At 38.4% G+C, this 23,210-nt stretch carries 18 protein-coding genes and 1 pseudogene; 12 read left to right on the plus strand and 7 right to left on the minus strand.

Annotated elements, in window-relative coordinates:
- Nucleotides 1–61 precede the first annotated feature (61 nt).
- Nucleotides 62–730, plus strand: a complete 669-nt coding sequence (locus AC52J8_RS04335; RefSeq protein WP_086399713.1) for a class I SAM-dependent methyltransferase — start codon at nt 62–64, stop codon at nt 728–730.
- Between the two features lie 21 nt (nt 731–751).
- Here the strand turns inward: AC52J8_RS04335 and AC52J8_RS04340 are convergent, their stop codons facing one another.
- A complete protein-coding gene (locus AC52J8_RS04340) occupies nt 752–1,174 on the minus strand; it encodes a hypothetical protein (protein WP_002115580.1) in 423 nt (140 codons plus the stop codon).
- A 117-nt stretch (nt 1,175–1,291) separates the two neighbouring features.
- Nucleotides 1,292–2,623, minus strand: a complete 1,332-nt coding sequence (locus tag AC52J8_RS04345) for an MFS transporter (RefSeq protein ID WP_086399714.1) — start codon at nt 2,621–2,623, stop codon at nt 1,292–1,294.
- Nucleotides 2,624–2,995: 372 nt separating this feature from the next.
- On the opposite strand from AC52J8_RS04345, the gene glpK reads away from it, so the two are divergent.
- Both glpK and glpD read left to right on the plus strand, forming a co-directional pair.
- Complete coding sequence (glpK, locus tag AC52J8_RS04350) at nt 2,996–4,504, plus strand: glycerol kinase GlpK (RefSeq protein ID WP_496538880.1); 1,509 nt, start codon at nt 2,996–2,998, stop codon at nt 4,502–4,504.
- Nucleotides 4,505–4,658: 154 nt separating this feature from the next.
- On the plus strand, nt 4,659–6,176 hold the full coding sequence (gene glpD, locus AC52J8_RS04355; RefSeq protein WP_014207451.1) for a glycerol-3-phosphate dehydrogenase: 1,518 nt from the start codon (nt 4,659–4,661) through the stop codon (nt 6,174–6,176).
- A gap of 41 nt (nt 6,177–6,217) precedes the next feature.
- On the opposite strand, the gene AC52J8_RS04360 is transcribed toward glpD, so the two are convergent.
- Entirely contained in the window at nt 6,218–8,050 is a 1,833-nt protein-coding gene (locus AC52J8_RS04360; RefSeq protein ID WP_002115528.1) for a phosphoenolpyruvate carboxykinase (GTP), read from the minus strand.
- 391 nt (nt 8,051–8,441) lie between these two features.
- Between AC52J8_RS04360 and AC52J8_RS04365 the strand changes: the two genes are divergently transcribed.
- The 4 genes from AC52J8_RS04365 (at nt 8,442) to groL (ending at nt 12,288) form a co-directional block, all read left to right on the plus strand.
- Nucleotides 8,442–9,380 (plus strand): diacylglycerol/lipid kinase family protein, encoded by a 939-nt coding sequence (locus AC52J8_RS04365; protein WP_086399716.1) that lies wholly within the window; start codon nt 8,442–8,444, stop codon nt 9,378–9,380.
- The gene (locus tag AC52J8_RS04370; RefSeq protein WP_086399717.1) at nt 9,361–10,119 is read left to right on the plus strand and encodes a metallophosphoesterase family protein; all 759 of its coding nucleotides are present in this window, start codon (nt 9,361–9,363) and stop codon (nt 10,117–10,119) included. The genes AC52J8_RS04365 and AC52J8_RS04370 overlap by 20 nt, the downstream gene beginning before the upstream one ends.
- A 185-nt stretch (nt 10,120–10,304) precedes the next feature.
- Nucleotides 10,305–10,595, plus strand: a complete 291-nt coding sequence (locus AC52J8_RS04375; RefSeq protein WP_002120604.1) for a co-chaperone GroES — start codon at nt 10,305–10,307, stop codon at nt 10,593–10,595.
- Between the two features lie 58 nt (nt 10,596–10,653).
- Nucleotides 10,654–12,288 (plus strand): chaperonin GroEL, encoded by a 1,635-nt coding sequence (groL, locus tag AC52J8_RS04380; RefSeq protein WP_002120607.1) that lies wholly within the window; start codon nt 10,654–10,656, stop codon nt 12,286–12,288.
- A 172-nt stretch (nt 12,289–12,460) separates the two neighbouring features.
- Here the strand turns inward: groL and AC52J8_RS04385 are convergent, their stop codons facing one another.
- Nucleotides 12,461–12,835, minus strand: coding sequence for a diacylglycerol kinase (locus tag AC52J8_RS04385; RefSeq protein ID WP_002118962.1), 375 nt, complete (start codon nt 12,833–12,835; stop codon nt 12,461–12,463).
- 106 nt (nt 12,836–12,941) lie between these two features.
- Between AC52J8_RS04385 and AC52J8_RS04390 the strand changes: the two genes are divergently transcribed.
- Nucleotides 12,942–13,904 carry an MBL fold metallo-hydrolase gene (locus tag AC52J8_RS04390; RefSeq protein WP_086399718.1) on the plus strand — a complete coding sequence of 321 codons (963 nt, stop codon included), beginning with the start codon at nt 12,942–12,944 and terminating at the stop codon, nt 13,902–13,904.
- A 45-nt stretch (nt 13,905–13,949) separates the two neighbouring features.
- Here the strand turns inward: AC52J8_RS04390 and AC52J8_RS04395 are convergent, their stop codons facing one another.
- The gene (locus AC52J8_RS04395; protein WP_086399719.1) at nt 13,950–15,092 is read right to left on the minus strand and encodes a glycerophosphodiester phosphodiesterase; all 1,143 of its coding nucleotides are present in this window, start codon (nt 15,090–15,092) and stop codon (nt 13,950–13,952) included.
- 263 nt (nt 15,093–15,355) lie between these two features.
- Here AC52J8_RS04395 and AC52J8_RS04400 point away from each other — a divergent pair, with 263 nt between their 5' ends.
- Both AC52J8_RS04400 and AC52J8_RS04405 read left to right on the plus strand, forming a co-directional pair.
- The gene (locus AC52J8_RS04400; protein ID WP_086399720.1) at nt 15,356–18,451 is read left to right on the plus strand and encodes a multidrug efflux RND transporter permease subunit; all 3,096 of its coding nucleotides are present in this window, start codon (nt 15,356–15,358) and stop codon (nt 18,449–18,451) included.
- 71 nt (nt 18,452–18,522) lie between these two features.
- Nucleotides 18,523–19,098: a DUF4112 domain-containing protein gene (locus AC52J8_RS04405; RefSeq protein WP_208753392.1), complete on the plus strand. Its 576-nt coding sequence runs from the start codon at nt 18,523–18,525 to the stop codon at nt 19,096–19,098.
- Between the two features lie 48 nt (nt 19,099–19,146).
- On the opposite strand, the gene htpX is transcribed toward AC52J8_RS04405, so the two are convergent.
- Complete coding sequence (gene htpX / locus AC52J8_RS04410; protein WP_002118851.1) at nt 19,147–20,052, minus strand: protease HtpX; 906 nt, start codon at nt 20,050–20,052, stop codon at nt 19,147–19,149.
- 258 nt (nt 20,053–20,310) lie between these two features.
- Nucleotides 20,311–21,102: pseudogene (locus AC52J8_RS04415) on the minus strand (lytic transglycosylase domain-containing protein); the annotation flags it as partial.
- 573 nt (nt 21,103–21,675) lie between these two features.
- On the opposite strand from AC52J8_RS04415, the gene ttcA reads away from it, so the two are divergent.
- Both ttcA and AC52J8_RS04425 read left to right on the plus strand, forming a co-directional pair.
- Entirely contained in the window at nt 21,676–22,581 is a 906-nt protein-coding gene (ttcA, locus tag AC52J8_RS04420) for a tRNA 2-thiocytidine(32) synthetase TtcA (RefSeq protein ID WP_017399627.1), read from the plus strand.
- Between the two features lie 204 nt (nt 22,582–22,785).
- Entirely contained in the window at nt 22,786–23,169 is a 384-nt protein-coding gene (locus AC52J8_RS04425) for an SCP2 sterol-binding domain-containing protein (RefSeq protein WP_002118641.1), read from the plus strand.
- Nucleotides 23,170–23,210 lie beyond the last annotated feature (41 nt).

Below are 23,210 nucleotides of genomic sequence, written 5' to 3' on the forward strand. Positions count from 1 at the left end.
TTCAAATCATAATGGAATGACTCTGTTATGCTTGTTATAAAAATGAATTAAAAGAAATCTGATGAGCTGCACTTTTCAACTGTCTAAAGCCCCTGAACATTTACTTCAAGCACTAAATGAAGTTATTCCTAATTGTGAGTTGATGGTACAACAATTACCAGAAACGCCTATTTCTTTATGGTTGATTCCACCAGTTTTTCCAACTAATCGCTTAGATGATGAAGTTATTCGCCGTATTTGGGATGATACGCCGTATTGGATTTTTTGTTGGGCATCTGGTTTGGCGATGGCGCAGTGGTTACTTGCAGAGCCGCACCATGTTAAGGATAAAGTTGTTTTGGATTTTGGGGCCGGTTCGGGTGTAGTTGCAATTGCTGCAAAAATGGCAGGAGCGAAACGAGTCATCTGCTGTGATATCGATCAAGTTAGTTTTAATGCTTGCCGTGAAAACGCTTTACTTAATAATGTTGAGCTAGAATATTTAGATGATTTATATAAGGCTGAGCAAGTTGATGTTTTATTGGCAGCTGATGTTTTATACGATCAATGTAACCGCTTTTTCTTAGATGAATTTTTAAAGTTTGCGCCAGAAGTCTGGGTGGCTGATAGCCGTGTTAAAAACTTTAGTCATCCCAAATATGAAAAAATTGAAGAAAGAAGTGCTTCTACATGGCCAGATCTAGATGAAGCTAAAGAGTTTAGAAATGTAAGTTTTTATAAGACGCTGTAAAAGAACAGCGTCTTTTTTATTTTATGAACAAGTATAACGAACAACTTTTAGTGTGCTTGGACGTGCTTCAAGCGCTTGGCGAGTCGCATAGTCTTCACCATTATTTAAGCTAGGTGTATTTGATAAGCCAAAAGAAGCACGAGTTTCGCCGAGTTGAATTCCATAATGCTCATCTTTCGCTGGATTAGGAATTTCATTGATACTCAAAATTGATAATTTATAAACTTTCTGAGCACCTAGCACATTCTGACAAGCGCGTTGTAATTTACGTTCATCGAGTTGCTGGTTATTACGACCCGCTAAAGTGTAAGCTAAAGTCGCCGAAGTTTTTGTTTGGTTTTCAATCTGGTATCCAGTTGAACCATTATATTGTCGAGGGGTAGTCTGACAAGCAGTTAAAACAAACATACTACTTAATGCCAAGCATAAAATACTTCTATTCATCAGTATCGTCCTTATTTTCTTATAGCTAGTATCTCATAAAATACAAAGGTTGTTGGGGCTTAATCTCATGATTTGAGCTAACATCGGCGAACGATATTAGCCCTTATTAGTAAAGTATTAATGTTCTTTGATTTTTGAATGATGCTTGGTATCTTTCATAAAAATATAAATAATGAGAGAAATGAAGATCATAATACTTACATAAATAAAGTACCAAGATTCATGCCCAGCTTCTTTAAAACTTAAAGCAAAGAACTCTGCTGTTCCGCCAAATAACGTATTAGCAATTGCGTAAGGTAATGCAACACCTAAAGCGCGAATGTGTGCAGGGAAAAGCTCAGCTTTAACTACGGCATTAATTGAAGTATAACCAGTCACCATTACAAGACCGCCAAAACATAACCAGAAAGCTGTCCAGTAGTTATGTGTATTTGCGAGTGCATCAAATAAAACGTAAGTGAATAAAACACCTGTTATTCCGAAGAAAATCATAAGGGGTTTTCGACCAATGCGATCCGATAGAGCACCCGCTACCGGCTGTAGACACATAAAAATAAATAGCGCTAAAGTTGTAATTTGGGTAGCTTCAGGTTTAGTAAATCCAGAAGTATTCACTAAATATTTTTGCAGATAAGTCGTGTAAGTATAGAAAGCTAAAGTCCCGCCAGCTGTTAAAAACAATACTGTGAACGCTTCTTTCGGATAATGTTTAAATAAAGCAAACATGCCTGATTTAGGCTGGTCTGTTTCACTTTGAGCATTTTTAAAAGATTGAGTTTCTAAGAGGCCACGTCGAATACGGAAAACTACAATAGCAAGTAAAGCTCCAATAAAGAATGGAATACGCCATCCCCAATCATGTAATTGTTCTTCAGTTAATACCATTTGTAATATTAATAGAACACATAGGGCTGTGAGCTGACCAGCAATCAATGTTACATATTGGAAGCTAGAGAAAAAACCACGTCGATTTCTTTCAGCCATTTCACTTAAATAGGTAGCACTAGCTCCATATTCTCCTCCTACACTTAAGCCTTGAATTAAACGAGCGACAACTAAAAGAAGAGGGGCAAATACACCAATACTTTCATAACTTGGTGTCACGGCAATAAGAAGAGAACCTATACACATTAAAGTGACGGAAAGGGTAAGACCCGCTTTACGTCCTTTACGGTCTGAATAGATACCCATAATCCATGCACCGATCGGGCGCATTAAAAAGCCTACAGCAAAAATTGCGGCCGCTTGAAGGAGTTGAGCCGTCTGGCTACCTTTTGGGAAAAAAGCATGAGCAAAATAGAGCGTGAAAGCTGCATATACATACCAGTCGTACCATTCAACAAGGTTACCGGCAGAACCGCCCAAAATTGATTTTAGACGAGTTTTTGTATCTAAATTAGAGTGTGGAGTTGTTGCGGTAGAAGGTTGATCAACCATGAGTCGCTCCATGTTTCGCTTGGGTTGAATGCTAAAAAAGAGAAGATTTATTCCGTTTTTACATATTTTCTAGAGGAGTATTTCACTTTATTTTTTTTATGTCTGTAAAACAATGTTTGTTATTTAAGCAAAAGAATAAGTTGAATATTTATGTGATTTCAAATTAGCCGATCAGCTCACCTTTATAATATTGTTGGGATCTTTGGTATATTATTTTTTCCAAGTAGTAAAAATTGATAAAGAATGAGTAGAGTTTGGGCGAAGAAAACCTATACCCCTTAAAAATAATGATATATTCCAAAGAAAATTTTAAGTAAATATAGTTAGGCATGATGTCTTGGCATTGTGGACTAGATGTGTGTGAATAATGAAAGGGACATTCAGATGTCAAATTGCCCGAAAAAATATATTGTTGCTTTTGATCAGGGAACAACAAGCTCAAGAGCAATTGTTTTAGACCATGATGCTAATGTTTTCAGTATTGCTCAAAAAGAATTTACTCAGATTTATCCTCAGCCTGGCTGGGTTGAGCATGACCCTATGGAAATTTGGGCTACGCAAAGTGCTGTTTGGGTAGAAGCTTTAGCTCAAGCAGGCATTAAGAGTGAACAAGTTGCAGCAATTGGGATTACCAATCAGCGGGAAACCACGGTTGTTTGGGATAAAAAAACGGGCAAGCCGATTTACAATGCGATTGTTTGGCAAAGTCGACAAACGACTGAGATATGCAATCAATTACATAAGGCAGGATGGCAAGAATACATACGTAAAATAACGGGGTTAGTGATTGATCCGTATTTTTCGGCTACAAAAATTAAATGGATATTAGACCATGTTGAAGGAAGTCGTGAGCGTGCTGAGCGAGGAGAATTGTTGTTCGGTACGGTGGACACTTGGTTAATCTGGAAACTAACCAATGGTGCTGTTCATGTGACTGATTTTACCAACGCATCACGAACCATGCTGTTTGATATCGAAAAGCTAGAATGGGATGAAAAACTTTTACAAGTTTTAGAGATTCCTCGAGCAATGTTACCCGAAGTACGTAGCTCATCTGAGGTTTATGGATATACACATACCATAAGTGGGCAAGAAGTTGGTATCCCCATTGGAGGAATCGCAGGTGATCAACAAGCCGCACTGTTTGGTCAAATGTGTGTTGAATCTGGTCAGGCAAAAAATACCTACGGCACAGGCTGTTTTCTATTAATGAACACAGGTAAGAAGATTGTCCGGTCAGAACATGGATTACTAACTACTATTGCATGTGGTGCGAGTGGTGAGGTGAACTATGCCCTAGAGGGCGCCGTGTTTAATGGTGGTTCTTGCGTGCAGTGGTTACGCGATGAATTAAAAGTCATTAAGAATGCTAAAGACTCTGAGCTTTATGCAACACGTGTGAAAGACAGTAACGGTGTATATGTTGTACCTGCTTTTACAGGGTTAGGCGCACCATATTGGGACCCAACAGCGCGTGGAGCTATTTTTGGACTTACTCGTGGGGCTAGTATTGAACATATCATTCGTGCAACTTTAGAGTCTATTGCTTTTCAAACCCGAGATGTTTTAGATGCAATGCAGCAAGATGCAGAAGAAGAGCTCCGTACACTCCGTGTTGATGGGGGAGTAACGGAAAATAATTTCTTAATGCAATTTCAGGCTGATATTTTAGCGACACCAGTAGAACGTCCAATAATGAAAGAAACTACTGCTTTGGGTGCAGCTTTCCTTGCTGGGCTGGCGACGGGTTTCTGGCAAGATCTACATGAGTTAAGAAATAAATCTGCCATAGAAAAGGTATTTGAGCCAAAAATGTCTTCTGAGCAATCTGAGATGATTTATAAGGGTTGGCTCAAGGCAGTTAAACGTAGTCAAAGTTGGGCTGAGGATTAGTTCGTTCTTTAACTGGTTGAATTCACTAGTAGGGTAATCAATTAACGGTTAAACACTTAGTTATTTAAAATTGATTATTCTACTTTTTTGATTGTTGTTTCATCAATTTGATGTTTTAATTTTTATAAGATCAACAATAAAAAGAAAATGAGAAATGAAAATACAGCCTAATGATTATTCAAAAATATATGACATTGCCGTGATCGGTGGCGGTATTAATGGTGTTGGTATTGCTAATGATGCTGCAGGTCGTAGATTATCGGTATTTTTATGTGAAAAAGATGATTTAGCTAGTCACACCTCATCTGCTAGCAGCAAATTAATTCATGGTGGTCTGCGCTATTTAGAACATAAAGAATTTCGACTGGTTAGAGAAGCCTTAGCAGAGCGTGAAGTGTTGTTGGCTAAAGCTCCACATATTATTAAACCCATGCGCTTTATTATGCCTCATCGACCACATTTACGTCCTGCGTGGTTAATTCGGGCGGGCTTGTTTTTTTATGATCATTTGGGAAAACGAGAAAAATTATTAGGATCAAATCTGATTTACTTCAAAGAAGATAGTCCTTTAAAACCGGCTATCACACGTGGTTTTGAATATTCTGACTGTACTGTAGATGATGCACGTCTTGTGGTTTTAAATGCATTACAGGCCAAAGAGAAAGGTGCCAAAGTCGTAACGCGTACGCGTTGTATTAAAGCTTATCGGGAACAAGAGTTGTGGCATCTGGAGTTACAAAGCGGAGCAGAGTTTTATCAGGTACGTGCACGAGCTTTAGTGAATGCGGCAGGCCCTTGGGTTGAAGAAATTATTAGTGAAAATCTGAAGCTAAAATCACCCTATCGAATTCGGCTGATCCAAGGAAGTCATATTGTTGTACCAAAATTATATGACTGCCATAAAGCCTTCATTATGCAAAACGAAGATCGACGCATCGTGTTTGCAATTCCGTATTTAGAAAAATATACACTGATTGGTACGACCGATCAGGAATATACAGGTGATCCACAAAAGGTAGAGATCACAGAGGTAGAAATTGATTACCTCTTAACAGTGACCAATTCACATTTTAAAAAGCAGTTAACTCGAGCTGATATTGTAAGCCAGTACTCGGGTGTACGTGCTTTATGTGATGATGAATCTGATAATCCTTCAGCGATTACACGTGACTATACCTTGGCATTACAGGCTGAACATAAAAAAGCACCTTTGTTATCTATATTTGGCGGCAAGATCACGACTTATCGGAAACTGGCAGAGGCTGCTTTAGAAGATCTATCCCCGTTTTTTAGTAATATGGCAGAGGAGTGGACTGCAGATGAGCCATTACCTGGCGCTGAAAACTGGACAACATTAGATGATTTAACGCATCAGATTTATTCACGTGTAAGTGGAGTGTCTGAATCACTTGCTAACCGTTGGGCGCATGCATACGGCACAAGAGTCTGGAATATGCTCCAAGAGAGAAATGCAATAGAGCAATTAGGCCAGAATTTTGGACATGATTTATTTGAATGCGAAGTCAAATACTTATGTGAATATGAATGGGCAACTACTGCTGAGGATATATTGTGGCGTAGAACAAAACTAGGTCTGGCATTTGATGAAAAACAAGTAAAAGTATTAGAAGCTTATTTATCTGAGCGTCGACAAAAAGATGATGCTGCATAATAAAAAAGGTCGCATATAGCGACCTTTTTTATATATAGCAATTAGAAGCCAGTTTTTACAGCTTCAAGTAAAGCCGCTTGACGTTCTTTTAATGCTTTCGGTAAGCGATCACCGAGTTTATTAAATAAATCAGTGTGGCTTTCAATTTCAGTAATCCACTGATCTTTATCTTGAGCTGTGATTAGGTCAAATTCTTCTTTAGAGAATTCAGTACCTTCCCAGTTCAAGTCGTCATATGTTGGAACAAGACCAATTGGTGTTTCAACAGCGTTTGCACGACCTTCACAACGATCAATGATCCACTCAAGAACACGCATGTTTTGACCGAAACCAGGCCATACGAAGTTGCCTTCAGCATCACGACGGAACCAGTTTACATTGAAGATTTTTGGTAATTTATTACCAGCTGCTTCAGCTTTTGTGCTTACTTGTTGACCAAGGCTTAACCAGTGATCAAAGTAGTCAGCCATGTTATAGCCAGCAAATGGAAGCATCGCGAATGGGTCACGACGAACGATACCTTGTTGACCAACAGCAGCAGCAGTAGTTTCAGAACCCATAGTTGCCGCTTTATATACACCGTCAACCCAGTCGAAAGCTTCAGAAACTAAAGGAACTGTATCTGCGCGGCGACCGCCGAAGATAAATGCAGAAATTGGAACGCCTGCTGGATTTTCCCAGTCAGCATCGATAGAAGGGCATTGACCAGCTGCAACAGTGAAGCGAGCATTTGGATGCGCTGCTTTTTCACCATTTACGTGAGGTTGACCTTTCCAGTTAGTTAAGTTTGTTGGAACTTCTTTAGAAAGACCTTCCCACCATACTTGACCATCTTCAGTTACCGCTACGTTTGTATAGATAACATCTTTATGAAGAGTTGCCATACAGTTCGGGTTAGTCTTGGTGTTTGTACCAGGAGCTACACCGAAGAAACCAGCTTCAGGGTTAATCGCATATAAACGACCATCTTCACCTGGTTTGATCCAAGCAATATCGTCACCTACAGTTTCGATTTTCCAACCTTCATAACCTGCTGGTGGAATTAACATTGCAAAGTTTGTTTTACCACATGCAGACGGGAATGCTGCAGCGATGTAGTGTTTTTCACCTTGAGGGTTAGTCACACCAAGAATAAGCATGTGTTCAGCTAACCAACCTTGTTCGCGTCCCATGACAGAAGCGATACGAAGAGCTAAACATTTTTTGCCAAGTAATGCGTTACCGCCGTAACCAGAACCGAAAGACCAGATTTCACGAGTTTCTGGGTAATGAACGATATATTTTTCAGGGTTACATGGCCAAGCAACATCTTGTTGACCTTCAGCAAGTGGAGCACCTACTGTATGTACACAAGGAACAAACTCGCCGTCTGTACCTAATACGTCATAAACTGCTTTACCCATACGTGCCATTTTACGCATGCTAACAGCAACGTAAGGAGAGTCAGTTAACTCAATACCGATATGAGCAATGTGGCTACCTAAAGGACCCATTGAGAAAGGAACAACGTACATTGTACGGCCTTCCATTGAGCCTTCAAATAAACCATTTAATTTTTCACGCATAACAGCTGGGTTTTCCCAGTTGTTTGTCGCACCAGCATCTTCTTTATTTTGAGAGCAGATGTAAGTACGGTCTTCAACACGTGCAACGTCAGATGGGTCAGAATTTGCAAGATAAGAACCAGGATGTTTTTCTTGGTTTAATTTCTGCATGGTGCCGTTAGCAATCATCAAGTCGATTAGACGTTGATACTCTTCTTCGCTTCCGTCACACCATTCGATTTTTGCTGGTTTGGTTAAGTTTGCAATTTCTTCAACCCATGCGATAAGCTTAGGATGACGAACGAATTCTGGTGCGTTCACTGTGGTCATGGTGAGGCCTATTCAAAATATGTACAACGTACAAGTCATTCATTGAGAGGTACAATGAAAGATCAAATAAAAAAGTGGCTGTATTAAAGCACAAAATCATAAAAAAAATAAGACTAAAGACTAAGAAATAGATATTTTACTTTTTTATATTTTTCTTATTTAAATCATTAACTTGTAGTTTTTTACAATATCTTATTCTCAATATTTTTATGTTGTATGTATGTTATTTATATTATTTATTTCCTTAAAAATCAACAGCTTGATTCTTATTTTTTTCTTGAGAATTATTATTGATTATACAGATGATGTTCATTCGAAATTTACATAAAGGGACTTTTATTAGGCGTTTTTATATACAATATTTGTGATGAATCCCTCTAAGATAATAAAAATGCGGACTTTAAAACCTCTTTCTATCGTCTATAACCAAAAATCCGGTTTTCATGCGTCAAAACATGAAGATATGTATGAACAGTTAATGACTGTATTCACCGAATTTGGTTTCGAGATACAAGTTTTTGAATTAGCAGAAGATGTTTCCTTTGATAATTTAATGAGTCAAGTGATTCATCGGCATAGTCAAAATACAAATTCAGGTGTTGTCGTTGCAGCGGGTGGGGATGGAACCTTAAATGCAGTAGCGTCAAAGCTTAGACATACTAATATTCCTATGGGAATTTTACCTTTGGGAACTTTTAATTATGTCGCTAAAGTTTTAGATATTCCCTTAGATTTGTTAGAAGCTGCTGAAGTCATCGCTACAGGTACACCACGCTCTGTACATATTGCGACAATTAATGACCATGTTTATTTAAATAATGCGAGTCTAGGACTTTATCCATTATTTATAAAGAAACGTGAGCTTTATAATAAATATTTAGGACGCTTACCTTTACATGCCTATACCTCAGCTCTGGATGTTTTATTAAGAGAAAATAAATCCATGAAACTTTCCGTCACAGTTGATGGGAAGAAATATCCAGTCAAAACCCCTCTAATTTTCTTTGGTAATAACCAGTTGCAGTTGTGTGATATGAAATTAAGAATTGCCGAATGTGCAGCACAAGGTCGAGTCGCTGGAGTGGTCATTACGAAAAGTGATAGGCTTAGTTTATTAAACATGTTGTGGCAGTGGATTCAAGGCAAAGTAGAAGAGACACAAGATGTTTATAGTTTTTGTGCAGATCATGTGGTGGTAGATTGTGCAAAAAGATCAAAACTTACAGTAGCTTTAGATGGTGAAATATTAGAGATGAAAGCACCTTTAAATTTCTCTGTAGAAAAGAATGCTTTAAATATTATGGTGCCAAATGTTGTTACATCTGTCTGATCTGCATTTTGGAACAGAAGTTGAGGCATGTTTAGATGCAATCCGAATTTTTTGCACTCAACATAAACCTGAAGTCATTGTGGTGAGTGGTGATATTACTCAACGTGCCCGATATCAACAGTTTTATAAATGCCGTCAGTTTTTAGATAGCCTTAATATTCCTTATCTTGTTGTTCCTGGTAATCACGATATTCCGTTGTACCATGTCTGGAACCGTTTTTTCTCACCATTTACTCGCTACCAATATTTTTTTGGCCAGCTTGAACCAACTTTAGAAACTGAACATTTTTATATTGTTGGGGTGAATAGTATTCGCCGTCGTTATCATACTCGTGGACATATTTCGATTGAGCAAATTCAAACTACATATGAGCGATTACAGCAAGCGCCAGCGGATAAAATCAAATTAGTTGTTTTCCATCAACCTTTTTATACTCCACCTGATGATGAGCATGGTATTAAAGATTGTCCTGTATTAGGAAAAATGGCACTCGAAAAATGGAGTACAACGGGACTATTTGGAATGTTACACGGGCATTTACATAAAACTGCTGTATATGATTTAACGCAAATTTATCAGTTAAAGATAAATCATCCTATTTATGATATTCATGCAGGAACAGCGACTTCTAGCCGTTTGCATTATCATGTTCCAAATAGTTTTAATGTCATTTCAAATGAAGGAAAAATTAATCATTATTGGTTTAATGCGCAGTTGGCTGAATTCACTTCTGATTGATTTGGTTTAGATGAGTTTAAATATTTGATTGTTTAAAAAATATTCAAAAAACAGAAAAATTTTTCTTATTTCCCCTTGAAGCCTTTTTTTTCATCCCCACAAAAGTGACATCTAAATATTTTGTTATTGCTCTGGATTAAAGCAATAACGATTAATCAAAAAGACTTAGTCTGATGGAGTTAATTATGAGCAACATTCGTCCATTACATGATCGCGTTGTAATTCGTCGCGTAGAAGAAGAAACCAAAACTGCTGGTGGTATTTTACTTCCAGGTTCTGCTGCTGAAAAACCATCTCAAGGTGAAGTAATTGCAGTAGGTAATGGTCAAATCACTGAGAATGGCGTACGTGCTTTGGATGTTAAAGTTGGTGACAAAGTATTGTTTGGTACTTATGCAGGTACAACAGTGAAAGTAAGTGGTGAAGAACTCTTAATCATGAAAGAGTCAGACATTTTAGCTGTGTTGGAAGGCTAATCAATCCATAACTCAATTCATTATCAGATTCAGTATTTAAAAAGATTCGGAGTTTAATATGTCAGCTAAAGACGTAAAATTTGGTGATTCAGCTCGTTCAAAAATGATTGCAGGCGTAAACGTACTTGCAGATGCGGTTAAAGTGACTTTAGGCCCTAAAGGTCGTAACGTAGTGATTGACCGTTCTTTCGGTGCTCCGCACATCACTAAAGACGGTGTAACTGTTGCTAAAGAAATTTCATTAAAAGACAAGTTTGAAAACATGGGTGCTCAACTTGTTCGTGAAGTTTCTAGCAAAACTAACGACATCGCTGGTGACGGTACGACAACTGCAACTGTACTTGCTCAAGCAATTTTAAATGAAGGGATCAAATCTGTAACTGCAGGTATGAACCCAATGGATTTAAAACGTGGTATCGATATCGCAGTAAAAACTGTAGTTGAAAATATCCGTTCAAATGCAAAACCAGCTGACGATTTCAAAGCGATCGAGCAAGTAGGTTCTATCTCTGCTAACTCTGATACTACTGTTGGTAAACTTATCGCTCAAGCGATGGAAAAAGTAGGTAAAGAAGGCGTAATTACTGTAGAAGAAGGTTCTGGCTTTGAAGACGCGTTAGACGTTGTAGAAGGTATGCAGTTTGACCGTGGTTATATCTCTCCATACTTCGCAAACAAGCAAGATACTTTAACTGCTGAACTTGAAAATCCGTTCATTCTTCTTGTTGACAAGAAAATCAGCAACATCCGTGAATTGATTTCTGTTTTAGAAGCAGTTGCAAAAACTGGTAAACCTCTTCTTATCATCGCTGAAGATGTTGAAGGTGAAGCGCTTGCTACACTTGTTGTAAACAATATGCGCGGTATTATCAAAGTATGTGCTGTTAAAGCTCCTGGTTTCGGTGACCGTCGTAAAGCAATGCTTCAAGATATCGCAATCTTGACTGGCGCAACTGTTATTTCTGAAGAAGTTGGTATGTCTTTAGAGCAAGCAACTCTTCAAGATTTAGGTACTGCGCACAAAATCACTGTTTCTAAAGAAAACACGGTTATCGTTGATGGTGCTGGTGATGCTGCTGGTATTGCTGAGCGTGTTCAACAAATCCGTGCTCAAATTGAAGAATCTACTTCAGAATATGACCGTGAGAAATTACAAGAACGTGTTGCTAAATTAGCAGGCGGTGTTGCTGTAATTAAAATCGGTGCAGCGACTGAAGTTGAAATGAAAGAGAAGAAAGACCGTGTAGACGACGCACTTCATGCAACTCGTGCAGCAGTTGAAGAAGGTGTTGTTGCTGGTGGTGGTGTTGCTCTAGTACGTGCGGTTAATGCATTAGATGGCTTAAAAGGCGCTAATGAAGACCAAACAGCAGGTATCAACATTTTACGTCGTGCGATCGAAGCTCCACTTCGTCAAATCGTTGCAAACGCTGGTGATGAGCCATCTGTAGTGATCAATGCTGTTAAAGGTGGTGAAGGTAACTTTGGTTACAACGCTGCAACTGGTGAATATGGCGATATGTTAGAAATGGGTATCCTTGACCCAGCTAAAGTAACTCGTTCTGCACTTGAGCATGCAGCTTCTGTTGCTGGCTTAATGTTAACTACAGAATGTATGATTACTGACATTCCTGAAGATAAACCAGCTGTTCCAGATATGGGCGGTATGGGTGGTATGGGCGGCATGATGTAATAACGCATCAACGCTTTAACCAAAAAATCCCTGCTTATGCAGGGATTTTTTTATTTTTCACGTAATTTTAAGAAATAATTAAGTTCCATTATTTATATTAAAAACAGGAACAGCAGCTAGAAGTTCCTCTTTTGTTACAACCATGCTTATTTACTTGTAGGCATGGTTTTTTTTAGCCTAATAAAATAATTAACCATGTAATTGCAATGATAGAGAGTGCAACAAATTGGGCAGCACTTCCCATATCTTTTGCATTTTTAGAAAGCTGATGTTTTTCAAGAGAGACTCGGTCAACCACAGCCTCAATAGCCGAGTTGAATAGCTCAACGATCATTGCAAAAAGACATACAATAATCAGTAATACATGTTCACTACGGCTCACATCAAGAAAAAAACTAACCGGAATCAAAATAATATTAATTAAAACAATTTGGCGAAAAGCTGCCTCATTTTTATAAGCTGCTTTAAATCCTGAAATAGAGTAGCCCGTTGCATTTAATATGCGCTTAAGACCGCTTTTACCCTTATAGGGAGAATAGCTATTCATATACTTATATTTCTGACACTTTTCATGCATTATATACCCTAGCCCTTAAAAAATTATTAAATCTTTTTTAAAGATTTCGACTTTATAACTCAATAGAGAAGAAAAGATGAAAAAATTATGTGTAGCGTTGGGCCTTGCAATTGGAAGCATCCATGCAAGTTATGCTGAGCCAACAGTAACCCCACAAGTACCAGGATATTATCACCATCAATTTGGAAACTACCGTGTAACTTCTTTGCTTGATGGTACGATTTATTTAAATCCTGATTTATTCAAAAATCTAAAACAGGCCCAGAAAGCTAAAATCTTAACAAAATATGCTGCTGTTAATGAGAAAGGGATTCAAACCTCGGTAAATGCATTTTTAGTTGATGATGGAAAAAGCATAACGCTTGTAGACAGTGGAGCAGCAAGTTGTTTTGGCCCGCAACTGGGTTCGATTGCAAAAAATATTGAATTGGCAGGTTATAAGCTTGCTAATGTAAAAACTGTTTTACTTACTCATCTACATCCAGACCATGTGTGTGGTATTGCTCAAAATGGAAAAGCTGTATTTCCAAATGCAACAGTATATGCACATGAGCGTGAAGCTGATTACTGGTTAAATCCAGCTTCTGAAAAAACAGTGCCAGCAGACAAAAAAGAAAATTATTTGGGCACTGTTAAAAACGTAAAAACTGCTCTTGCTCCATACCAAGCAAAAAAAGCATTCAAGACATTTAAAGACGGCGATGTCATTCAAGGTTTTGAGGTAATCGATACTCGTGGTCATACACCAGGTCATCATAGCTTCCGCTTAAAAAGTAATGATCAGCAAATCATTTTTGTTGGAGACATTGTTCACTCACATTCATTGCAATTTGATGCTCCAAAAACTGGGGTAGATTTTGATGTGAATTCTGAGCAGGCAATTAATACCCGTCTAAAAATGTTTGCTGAAATTTCAAATAAGCAACAATGGGTTGCCGCACCACATTTACCATTCCCGGGCATTGGCCATGTTTATAAAGTAAATGCCGAGCAATATCAGTGGATCCCGCTCTATTTTGATAATGTTGTAGAGAAATAAAAAAACAGGGCATTTATTGCCCTGTTTTTTTATTAAAAACTTTATTTATTTTGCAGCTTTTTCAAAATTAATAACGGCTTCACGGCCAAGTGCTGGGTCATCTGTAAAGACTCCATCAACACCAGCTTTAAAATAGGCTTCAAACTCTTTTAAAGCACCAGATGGACAGCGCTCCGCTGGTTTATCTTGACTGCACTTTAAATGCGTTGGTAAATAATAATTTTCTGGGCGGAAAGTATAAGGATGTACTTTTAACCCAGCTGTATGTGCATCAGTGATAAACGAAGTTGTTTGAACTGAGCCACTGTCATTAAAGTTAAGAATATAGCCTTTGCTTGGCCCTACACCGTTTGCATATTTAGCCACGTCTTTTAAGCCTTGTGCTGTGGCTAAATCGGCATAAGTTTTAGTTTCGCCAGATTCAACGAAGTCGGCTGGTTGAGAGGTTTTAGCGTCATATAATTGAATGATTTGTGCATGTTTAATCGTTTTATGAAGATCAAGCTGATCTTTTAAATACTTTAAATTACTCACTTCAAAAGACTGTAAATAGACAGGTGCAATATCACGTGTATATTCGTATTTGGCTAAGGTTTTAAGAAGGGCATCTTCCATTGCCAGTTTCTGGTTTTTAAAGTAAGTCGGATGTTTGGTTTCAATATATAAACCAATAATTTTCCCAGTTTTCTTATAATTTGCTTCAGCTAGTTCAATCACTTGTTCTAGCGTCGGAACAGGGTAAAGGTCATTATAGGCTGTGTTTGCTGGTCGGAATTCTGGAATACGTTCACGCGCTTTAAGCTGCTGTAATTCACTTAAAGTGAAGTCTTCTGTAAACCAGCCTGTTAAGTCTTTACCATCAATATTTTTTGTTGTTTTACGATCTGCAAACTGGCTTAAAGTGCTTACATTGGTTGTTCCACCAATCTCATTTTCATGGCGAGTAACCAATACGCCATCTTTTGTAGAGACTAGATCAGGTTCAATGAAATCTGCGCCATCATCAATCGCTTTTTGATATGAAGCTAATGTGTGTTCAGGACGTAAAGCGCTCGCGCCGCGGTGTCCTACCACTAAAATTTTAGGAAATTGATATTCTGGTGTGGTTGGTGAGTTTTCAGTTTTATCGTGATCATTACAACCAACCAAGCTAATTAAACTTAAGCATAAAAGTGCTCTTTTAAACATAATTCTACTCATATTGTTTTAGTCGAAACGTATTTAGTCTGATGATTGAACTTGACGTGATCATGAAGAATTCATGAATTTTCAGTGACACTTGTTAAAACCTTGTTTATGGGTTTGTAGGAAATGCCAGTTCTTGCTTTGTTTTTGTTCTAATTGCATTTATTGTGTTAATTCTACTTGTCTTTTTTATATCGCTCGTTGATGATCAAGAGGGCAAATTTGGTATTGCCATCTGTTAATTGACGACCTAATTCTGAGCAGCCATGCTATCTAAATTTTTTATTCAGCGTCCCATTTTTGCCAGTGTACTCGCAATTATTATTATGGCATTTGGTATTTTCTCGGTGCTGAATTTACCCGTAGAGCGCTATCCTGATATTGCCCCTCCTAAAATTACAGTATCGGCAAGTTATAGTGGTGCGGATGCGCAAACGGTTGAGCAAAGTGTTACTCAGATTTTAGAACAACAAATACAAGGTATTGATAATTTACTTTATTTCAGCTCTACCAGTGATTCATCAGGACGTAGCCGAATTACCATTAGTTTTGATAATGGCACAAATCCAGATACAGCACAGGTCCAAGTACAAAATAGTATTAGTGGGGTCATAAGACGTTTACCTGATGAAGTACAACGCCAAGGGGTGACCGTGAGTAAGTCACTCGGCGATACTTTTATGGTGGTAGGTTTATATGACTCTACAGGTAAATCGGGCAATATTGAGCTATCGGACTATTTAACTACGCATGTGGTAGATGACCTGAACCGTATTGAAGGGGTGGGTGAGTCTGATGTTTTCGGTTCGCAATATGCGATGCGAATCTGGCTAAATCCAGAGAAATTAAAACAATATAATTTAATGCCAAGTGATGTAGCGAATGCAATCACTGCTCAAAATACACAAGTTGCTGCAGGTGCAATCGGTGATTTACCTGTCATTGATGGACAATATTTAAATACGAAAGTCACCGCAGGATCTCGACTAAAAACAGTCGAAGATTTTAAAAATATTGTAGTGAAAGCAAATCAAACAGCGAGCTATGTCTACTTAAAAGATATTGCTAGAGTCGAGTTGGGTGCAGAAAATTATCAGTCTTTTAACACTATTAATGGCTATCCGGCCGCTGGTTTAGGCATTTCACTATCTTCTGGTGCAAATGCGATTCAGACCTCTAAACTCATCCATCAAACTCTAGATCAGCTTACAACCAAGCTACCTGCTGGCTATAAAATTGTTTATCCACGAGATAATACGCCGTTTGTTCAAGAGTCTATTAAAGAAGTTGTAAAGACGCTTATTGAAGCCATTATTTTAGTTATTTTGGTGATGTTCCTGTTCTTGCAAAGCTGGCGCGCCACACTCATTCCAAGTATTACCGTTCCTGTTGTTATTTTAGGAACTTTTGCTGTTTTATATGTGCTCGGTTTTAGTATTAACACCTTAACGCTGTTTGCATTGGTGCTCGCCATTGGTTTGCTAGTAGATGATGCGATTGTAGTGGTTGAGAATGTTGAGCGGCTCATGCATGAACAGCATTTAACACCAAAAGAAGCAGCCATTGAGTCGATGGGAGAAATTAGTGGTGCCTTAGTCGGAATTACATTGGTTTTAACTGCTGTTTTTATTCCAATGTCATTTTTAGGTGGTTCAATTGGCGTGATTTACCGTCAGTTTTCCATTACTTTAGTTGCCGCTATGGCGTTATCACTCGTCGTGGCATTAGTCTTAACACCTGCGTTATGCGCTTTAATTTTAAAACCGAATCCAGAGCCTATGCGCTGGGCAGTTTGGTTTAACAAAAAAATTGATCAACTTAAAAATCAATATATCAAGATTGTCCAAACAAGCATCCGTTACAGTAAATCGGTTATCGTGATTTTTGTGGCTTTGATTGCTGTTTTTGCACTGTTCTATAGTGGTTTAAAAAGTGGATTTATTCCTAAAGAAGACCAAGGCATTTTAAGTGTTCAAATTAAGCTTGTTGATAGTGCCCCGATCTCACAAAGTCAAAAAATTGGAGAACAAGTCCGTCAATATTTCTTAACTCAAGAAGATAAGAATGTGGACCTGGTTTTGATCCGCTATGGCCGAAATTATTCTGGTACAGGCCAGAACTTGGCTCAAGGATTTATTGCCTTAAAACCTTGGGATGTGCGTACTGGAAAAGAAAACTCAGCTGACGCTATACAAAAGCGTGCAATGAAATATTTCAGCCAATTCAATAATGCACAAATTAATGTGACATTACCTGCTTCAGTCAATGGTTTGGGCCAAACAGATGGTCTAGATTTATGGATTCAAGATTTAAATGGCCAAGGGCAAGATTTTCTAGATAACACCTTCCGTCAGTTGCAAACGCAGAGTAAAAGCTATTCAAGTTTTGAAAACTTTGATAAGCAATCTACTAATAGTAAAGCAAACCTCAATATCAAAATTGACCAGAAACAAGCATTAGCAAATGGATTAGAGCTTCCTGCGATTAACAACACTTTATCGAGTGCGTGGGGTGGAACGTATGTGAATGACTTTATTGACCGTGGTCGTATCAAGCGCGTTATGATTCAAGGTGATGCCCAGTTCAGATCAAAACCGGAAGATTTATATAATTGGTCTGTACGTAATAACCAAAATGAGATGGTACCTTTTAGTTCATTTGCTAACTTTAGTTGGGGCGGTGCTCCTGAAATTGTAAAACGCTACATGGGCTATAGCGCCTTACAGTTACAAGCTGATGTTGCAAGTGGCAGCAGTTCAGGTCAGGCAATGAAAGATGTTGAACAACTTGTAAATCAGCAAAAGGATGTTGGTTTGGCGTGGACAGGTCTATCTTTTGAAGAGCAGAAGTCGACAAATCAGGCCGTGTGGTTATATTTAATTTCCGCAGGCTTTATCTTCTTATGTTTAGCTGCACTCTATGAAAGTCTAAGTATTCCCGCTGCGGTAATGACCTCTATTCCGCTTGGGGTGGGAGGAAGTGTCATTTTCTCTTATATTTTTGGCCTCCCAAATGATGTGTATTTCCAAATTGCACTGTTAACCACAATTGGATTGTCTTGTAAAAATGCAATTTTAATTGTTGAGTTCGCCGCCTTGGCTCAAGAAAAAGGGAAGAGTGCAATTGAAGCAGCTTTAGAAGGCGCGAGCTTACGTTTAAGACCGATTTTAATGACTTCTTTGGCTTTTGGTGCAGGTGTGATTCCTCTTGTCTTTGCGCAAGGGGCAGGGGCTGTAAGCCGTCAAGAAATCGGTATTAGTATTTTAGGTGGCGTAATGTTTGGTACAGTACTGGTTCTTTTCTTTATTCCAGTCATGTACGTGTTGCTGCGTTCCTTGTTTAGATCGAAAGCTACTCGTTAAGTAAATAATTTAAAAAGAGGTATTAAATCAAGTATATTAAGATTAACTTTCTCTTTATATATTTGATTTAAATGCCTCAAGAAAAAAAATTAACAGAGCAACAGGTCATCGCACTAGAACGAGATCTGGCCAAGTTTGCAACCATGATGGACAGTGCGGTTCGCATTCCTTTTACAAAGCAGGGCATTGGTGCCGATGCTGCACTGAGTACTATTCCGTTTGCCGGTGATGTCGCTGGTTTTGCATTGACGTGTTATGCGATTTATAAAGCTAAACAAATTGGTGTACCTCAACATAAGTTGACTCCAGTCATCAAACTCGCTGTTGTAGATGCTGTAGTAGGCTTTGTTCCTGTGGCTGGAACTATTTTCGATATTTTTATACGACCGAGTCGAAAAGCACTAGATGTAGTGCACACGCATATACGCGAAGAATATGCGATTCAGAGCGATATCCATGTTGTTCATCCCTATTTGCATGAAAAGCTTGAAAAGAAGCAGCAGAACTCAGCTTTCTGGCGAAATCCTGTTGTCAGTTGGTTATGGTTGCATATTCCCGATTCAGTAGGTGCATTAGTACTGCTTTTAATTGGCTTAGCTGTTTGGTGGGGCGCAAGTTACCTGTGGGGTCTCTATCAAACAATGTAATAAAAAATAAAGCCTCCATTTGGAGGCTTTATTTTTAGATTAAACGTTTTATGGGCAATCTAATTGATGTAAAGCTGCCACACGTTGTTCAATTGTTGGGTGGGTTTGGAACAAAGCAGCTAAGCTGAAACCTTGTTCTTTACCTTCCGCAATTGCGAAGGCTTTCATTTCTTTTGGCATTTGATCTGGCATTTCTGTCTCAGCTTGGAGACGTAGTAATGCAGAAATCATTGCTTGTTTACCTGCTAAACGTGCACCTGCTTCATCAGCACGGTATTCACGATAACGAGAGAACCACATCACAATGGCAGAAGCGAGAATACCAAAGACGATATCCAATACCATGGTAATAATGAAGTAACCCATACCAGGGGCTTCATCGTCTTGACGACCAAAGACATTACGGTCGATAAAGTCACCAACTACACGAGCAAAGAACATAACAAAGGCGTTCACAACACCTTGGATGAGCGCTAGGGTAACCATGTCACCATTCGCAACGTGACCAATCTCGTGCGCAAGCACTGCACGTAGTTCATCTTTGTTCATACGTTCAAGTAGACCAGATGAAACGGCAACTAAGGCATCATTTTTGTTCCAGCCTGTTGCAAAGGCATTGGATTGATATGATGGAAAAATACCAACCTCTGGCATGTTAATACCAGCACGTTGAGAAAGTTCAGCGACTGTTTGCAATAACCAGCTTTCAGCTTGGTTACGAGGAGCATTCGGGTCGATCAGTTCTGTACCGGTCGTTTTCTTAGCCATCCATTTTGACATGAATAACGAGATTAAAGATCCCACCATACCAAACACAAAACAGATCACTAAAAGGTTGCCTAGATTCAAGCCACCCGCGCCATGGTAACTACCGACACCGAAGAGTGACAAAATAATGCCAGCTACAACCAGTACCGCGAGGTTGGTAAGCAAAAACAAACCAATCCGCATCATTGAGAAAATCCTCTTATAAATAAAATGTTATCTGATTTACAAATTCGAAATCATGAAGCTAATATGCGGGGCTTGGGGGAAAAATTCAAGAAAAAAATAAGGAATTGATACATTCTTTCATGTGACAGAATGTACCTAAATTTAAAGAATAATTGGCTAAATTCGTCAAAATGGTAAAGATCAGGTAATAGATCATTACAATTTAAAACATCTGAATTAACCTAAATAGAACTGCGAGCCACAGTTCTTCTTTACTGTTTATTCAATTCGTATATGGGCAATTGCGGTGGCATTATTGGTGACATAAGTGCCTGTTGGTGCATCGGTATAGGTACCGTCAGATAAAGTCACGATTTGACGAGAAGATGAATATTTAGGTGATTGAGTCGTAATTTGAGCTGTTGTGTTTTCTGCCAAATTAGACGGATGTGAAACAGTTTGTACTGAAGCATTGGTAAAAGATGAAAAACCTGAACCTGATGCATATAGGTTTTGGTATCGACTTGTTACACGGCGCACATAATCTTGTGTTTCACGGAAAGGGGGAATACCGCCATATTTGTCGACATTACCTTCACCGGCATTGTAAGCCGCAAGCGCCATTTGTGTGTTTCCATTAAAACGCTTGAGCAACCAACTTAAATATTTAGCGCCTGCAAAAATATTTTGTTGCGGGTCATAGGCGTTAGAGACATTAAAACGACGGGCAGTCGCAGGCATGAGCTGCATTAACCCTTGAGCACCTACTGGCGAACGAGCTCTTACGTTAAATCCTGACTCGGTGTGCATAACGGCTTTAATTAGACCTTCTGAAACACCATGTTGTTGTGCAGCTTGTCTAATAATGTGGTCGAAAGCGTTCTTATTTTTATTGTAGCTTGGCAAAACAGAAGCTTCTGATGCTCCCCAGTTTGTATAACTGTGAATATTACTATCAGGGTAATAGGTCACTTTTACTTTTTTAAGGGAGTGGTCATAGCTTTTTCGGTTGGTGAGTAATGTACTACCGTTTTTATCTTGGTAAATATACATTTGACCTGCTGAACTCGAAGTTATGCCGACCGTAAAAGTGGTCATCCCCAGCAAACAAGAAACAAGAAATTGAACCGAATTTTTCATTTTATGTTATTCACAATTTTTAGGTACTCAAAACTTGCAAAAGAGTTTATCAAAAAATATTACTTAAAGAAGATTTGTGTAATTTTTTTTATTTCGACTCTTTCAAAAAATCAAGCTGATTTGTTCGAATGCTCATCAAAAAAAATTAAAAAATTTTTTTAAAATGATTCTATTGACATGGTTAACTCATTGATTATTAATAATAAAAAACATTGGTTAAAAAATGATCAATTTAAAGAAAACCCTTAACAGAAGGCCAAAACAGTTTGTCAAGTACGAAGAAATCCACAATTTTATCCACAGGTTTTGTGGAAAACTGTGGAAAAGTCCAAAAAGTAAGCATTTTGCACAAATTTTGAACGCTTCAGTCAAAATAGAGCATGTGTTTTGCATCATGCACGAGCAATGTGACGACTTCAAGAATTGAAACTATTCTTTTGATGCGATTCTCTTCTGAATCATATAAAATTGCGCGGTATTTTTATTTATGGGTATATCTCGTCTATGTACGCGCCAGTTGAGTCCAATCAGGGATTTAATTTTAAGCCTGAACTTCCAACAAGCTCGGCCTATTACCGTTTGCTCAAGAAGCTTCGCCGTCAAGTTGGGCATGCTATTCGTGACTTCAATATGATTGAAGATGGCGATAAGGTCATGGTGTGTGTGTCTGGTGGTAAAGACAGTTATACCTTGCTCGATATTTTGTTGCAGTTTAAGCGTATCGCACCGATTAATTTTGAGGTGGTTGCGGTTAACCTTGACCAAAAACAACCAGGCTTTCCTGAAGATGTTTTGCCTCGTTATATGGAAGAGAACAACATTCCATATTACATTTTAGAAAAAGACACCTATACCATTACTAAACGCTTAACACCTGAAGGTAAAACCTACTGTGCAGTGTGTTCACGTTTACGCCGTGGTTCTTTATATGGCTTTGCACAAGAGATTGGTGCGACGAAAGTTGCTTTAGGTCACCACCGTGATGACATCATTGCAACGTTCTTCTTGAATTTGTTCCATGGCGGTAGCTTAAAGGCGATGCCTCCAAAGCTTTTATCGTCAGATAAAAAGAACATTTTGATTCGTCCTTTGGCATATGTTGAAGAAAAAGACATTATTAAATATGCCGAGATTCGTCAGTTCCCAATCATTCCATGTAATCTTTGTGGTTCGCAGGAAAACCTACAGCGTGCCATGCTTAATGAAATGCTACGTGAATGGGATAAACAATATCCGAAGCGCTTACACAGCATTTTCGGGGCCTTACAAAACGTATCTCCGTCTCAGTTAGCAGACCGCGAATTGTTTGATTTCGAGGCTCTAGATTCTCAGCGCGAGTTCGATATTAAAGATCCGGAAGAGCTTAAGAACCGTTTAGATGTCGTGAACTTAAGCTTCGCTGCTGAATAAACGCTAGCATAAAGAATGTTAAAGGCACTTTATAAACAAGTGCCTTTAATGTATCAAAATACTAAAAAATGAATGTTCCGTACAAAAAGTCATAGCCCAAAATTTAAATTACATGCTATAACAAGCCACAAGCAGAATTGCTTCACATGATGTTGTCTGGATAGACAACCAGAGAAATTGAACAAATAAATTTGAGGAAGAATCATGCCTGCATTTTTAACTGAAGATTGGTTTGCGACTGTCGAAAAATTAACTGCTGAAGCAGGTGATCTTAATTTGCCGCCCGCTCTTGCGAACTTGGCAATTAATTTAGTAGTTACAGATGCTTCTGGAAATACCGAATTAGCTTTAGATGGGGGTAAAATCCAAAAAGGTTTGTCTTCAAATGCCAAAACAACTTTAAATATGGATGCTGAGACTTTACGTAAAGTATTCTTAGAGTTTGATATGGCTGCTGCTATGCAGGCATTCATGACTGGTAAAATTAAAGTTCAAGGCGACATGTCTCAATTAATGGCTTTACAAACAGCTAAGCCAAGCCAAGAACAAAAAGATTTGTTTAAGAAAGTATTAGAGCATACTGCTTAAACTTAAAAGAATTCAAATAAAAAGCTTACCCAAAGAGGTAA

The sequence above is a fragment of the Acinetobacter sp. S-1 genome, assembly GCF_059579785.1.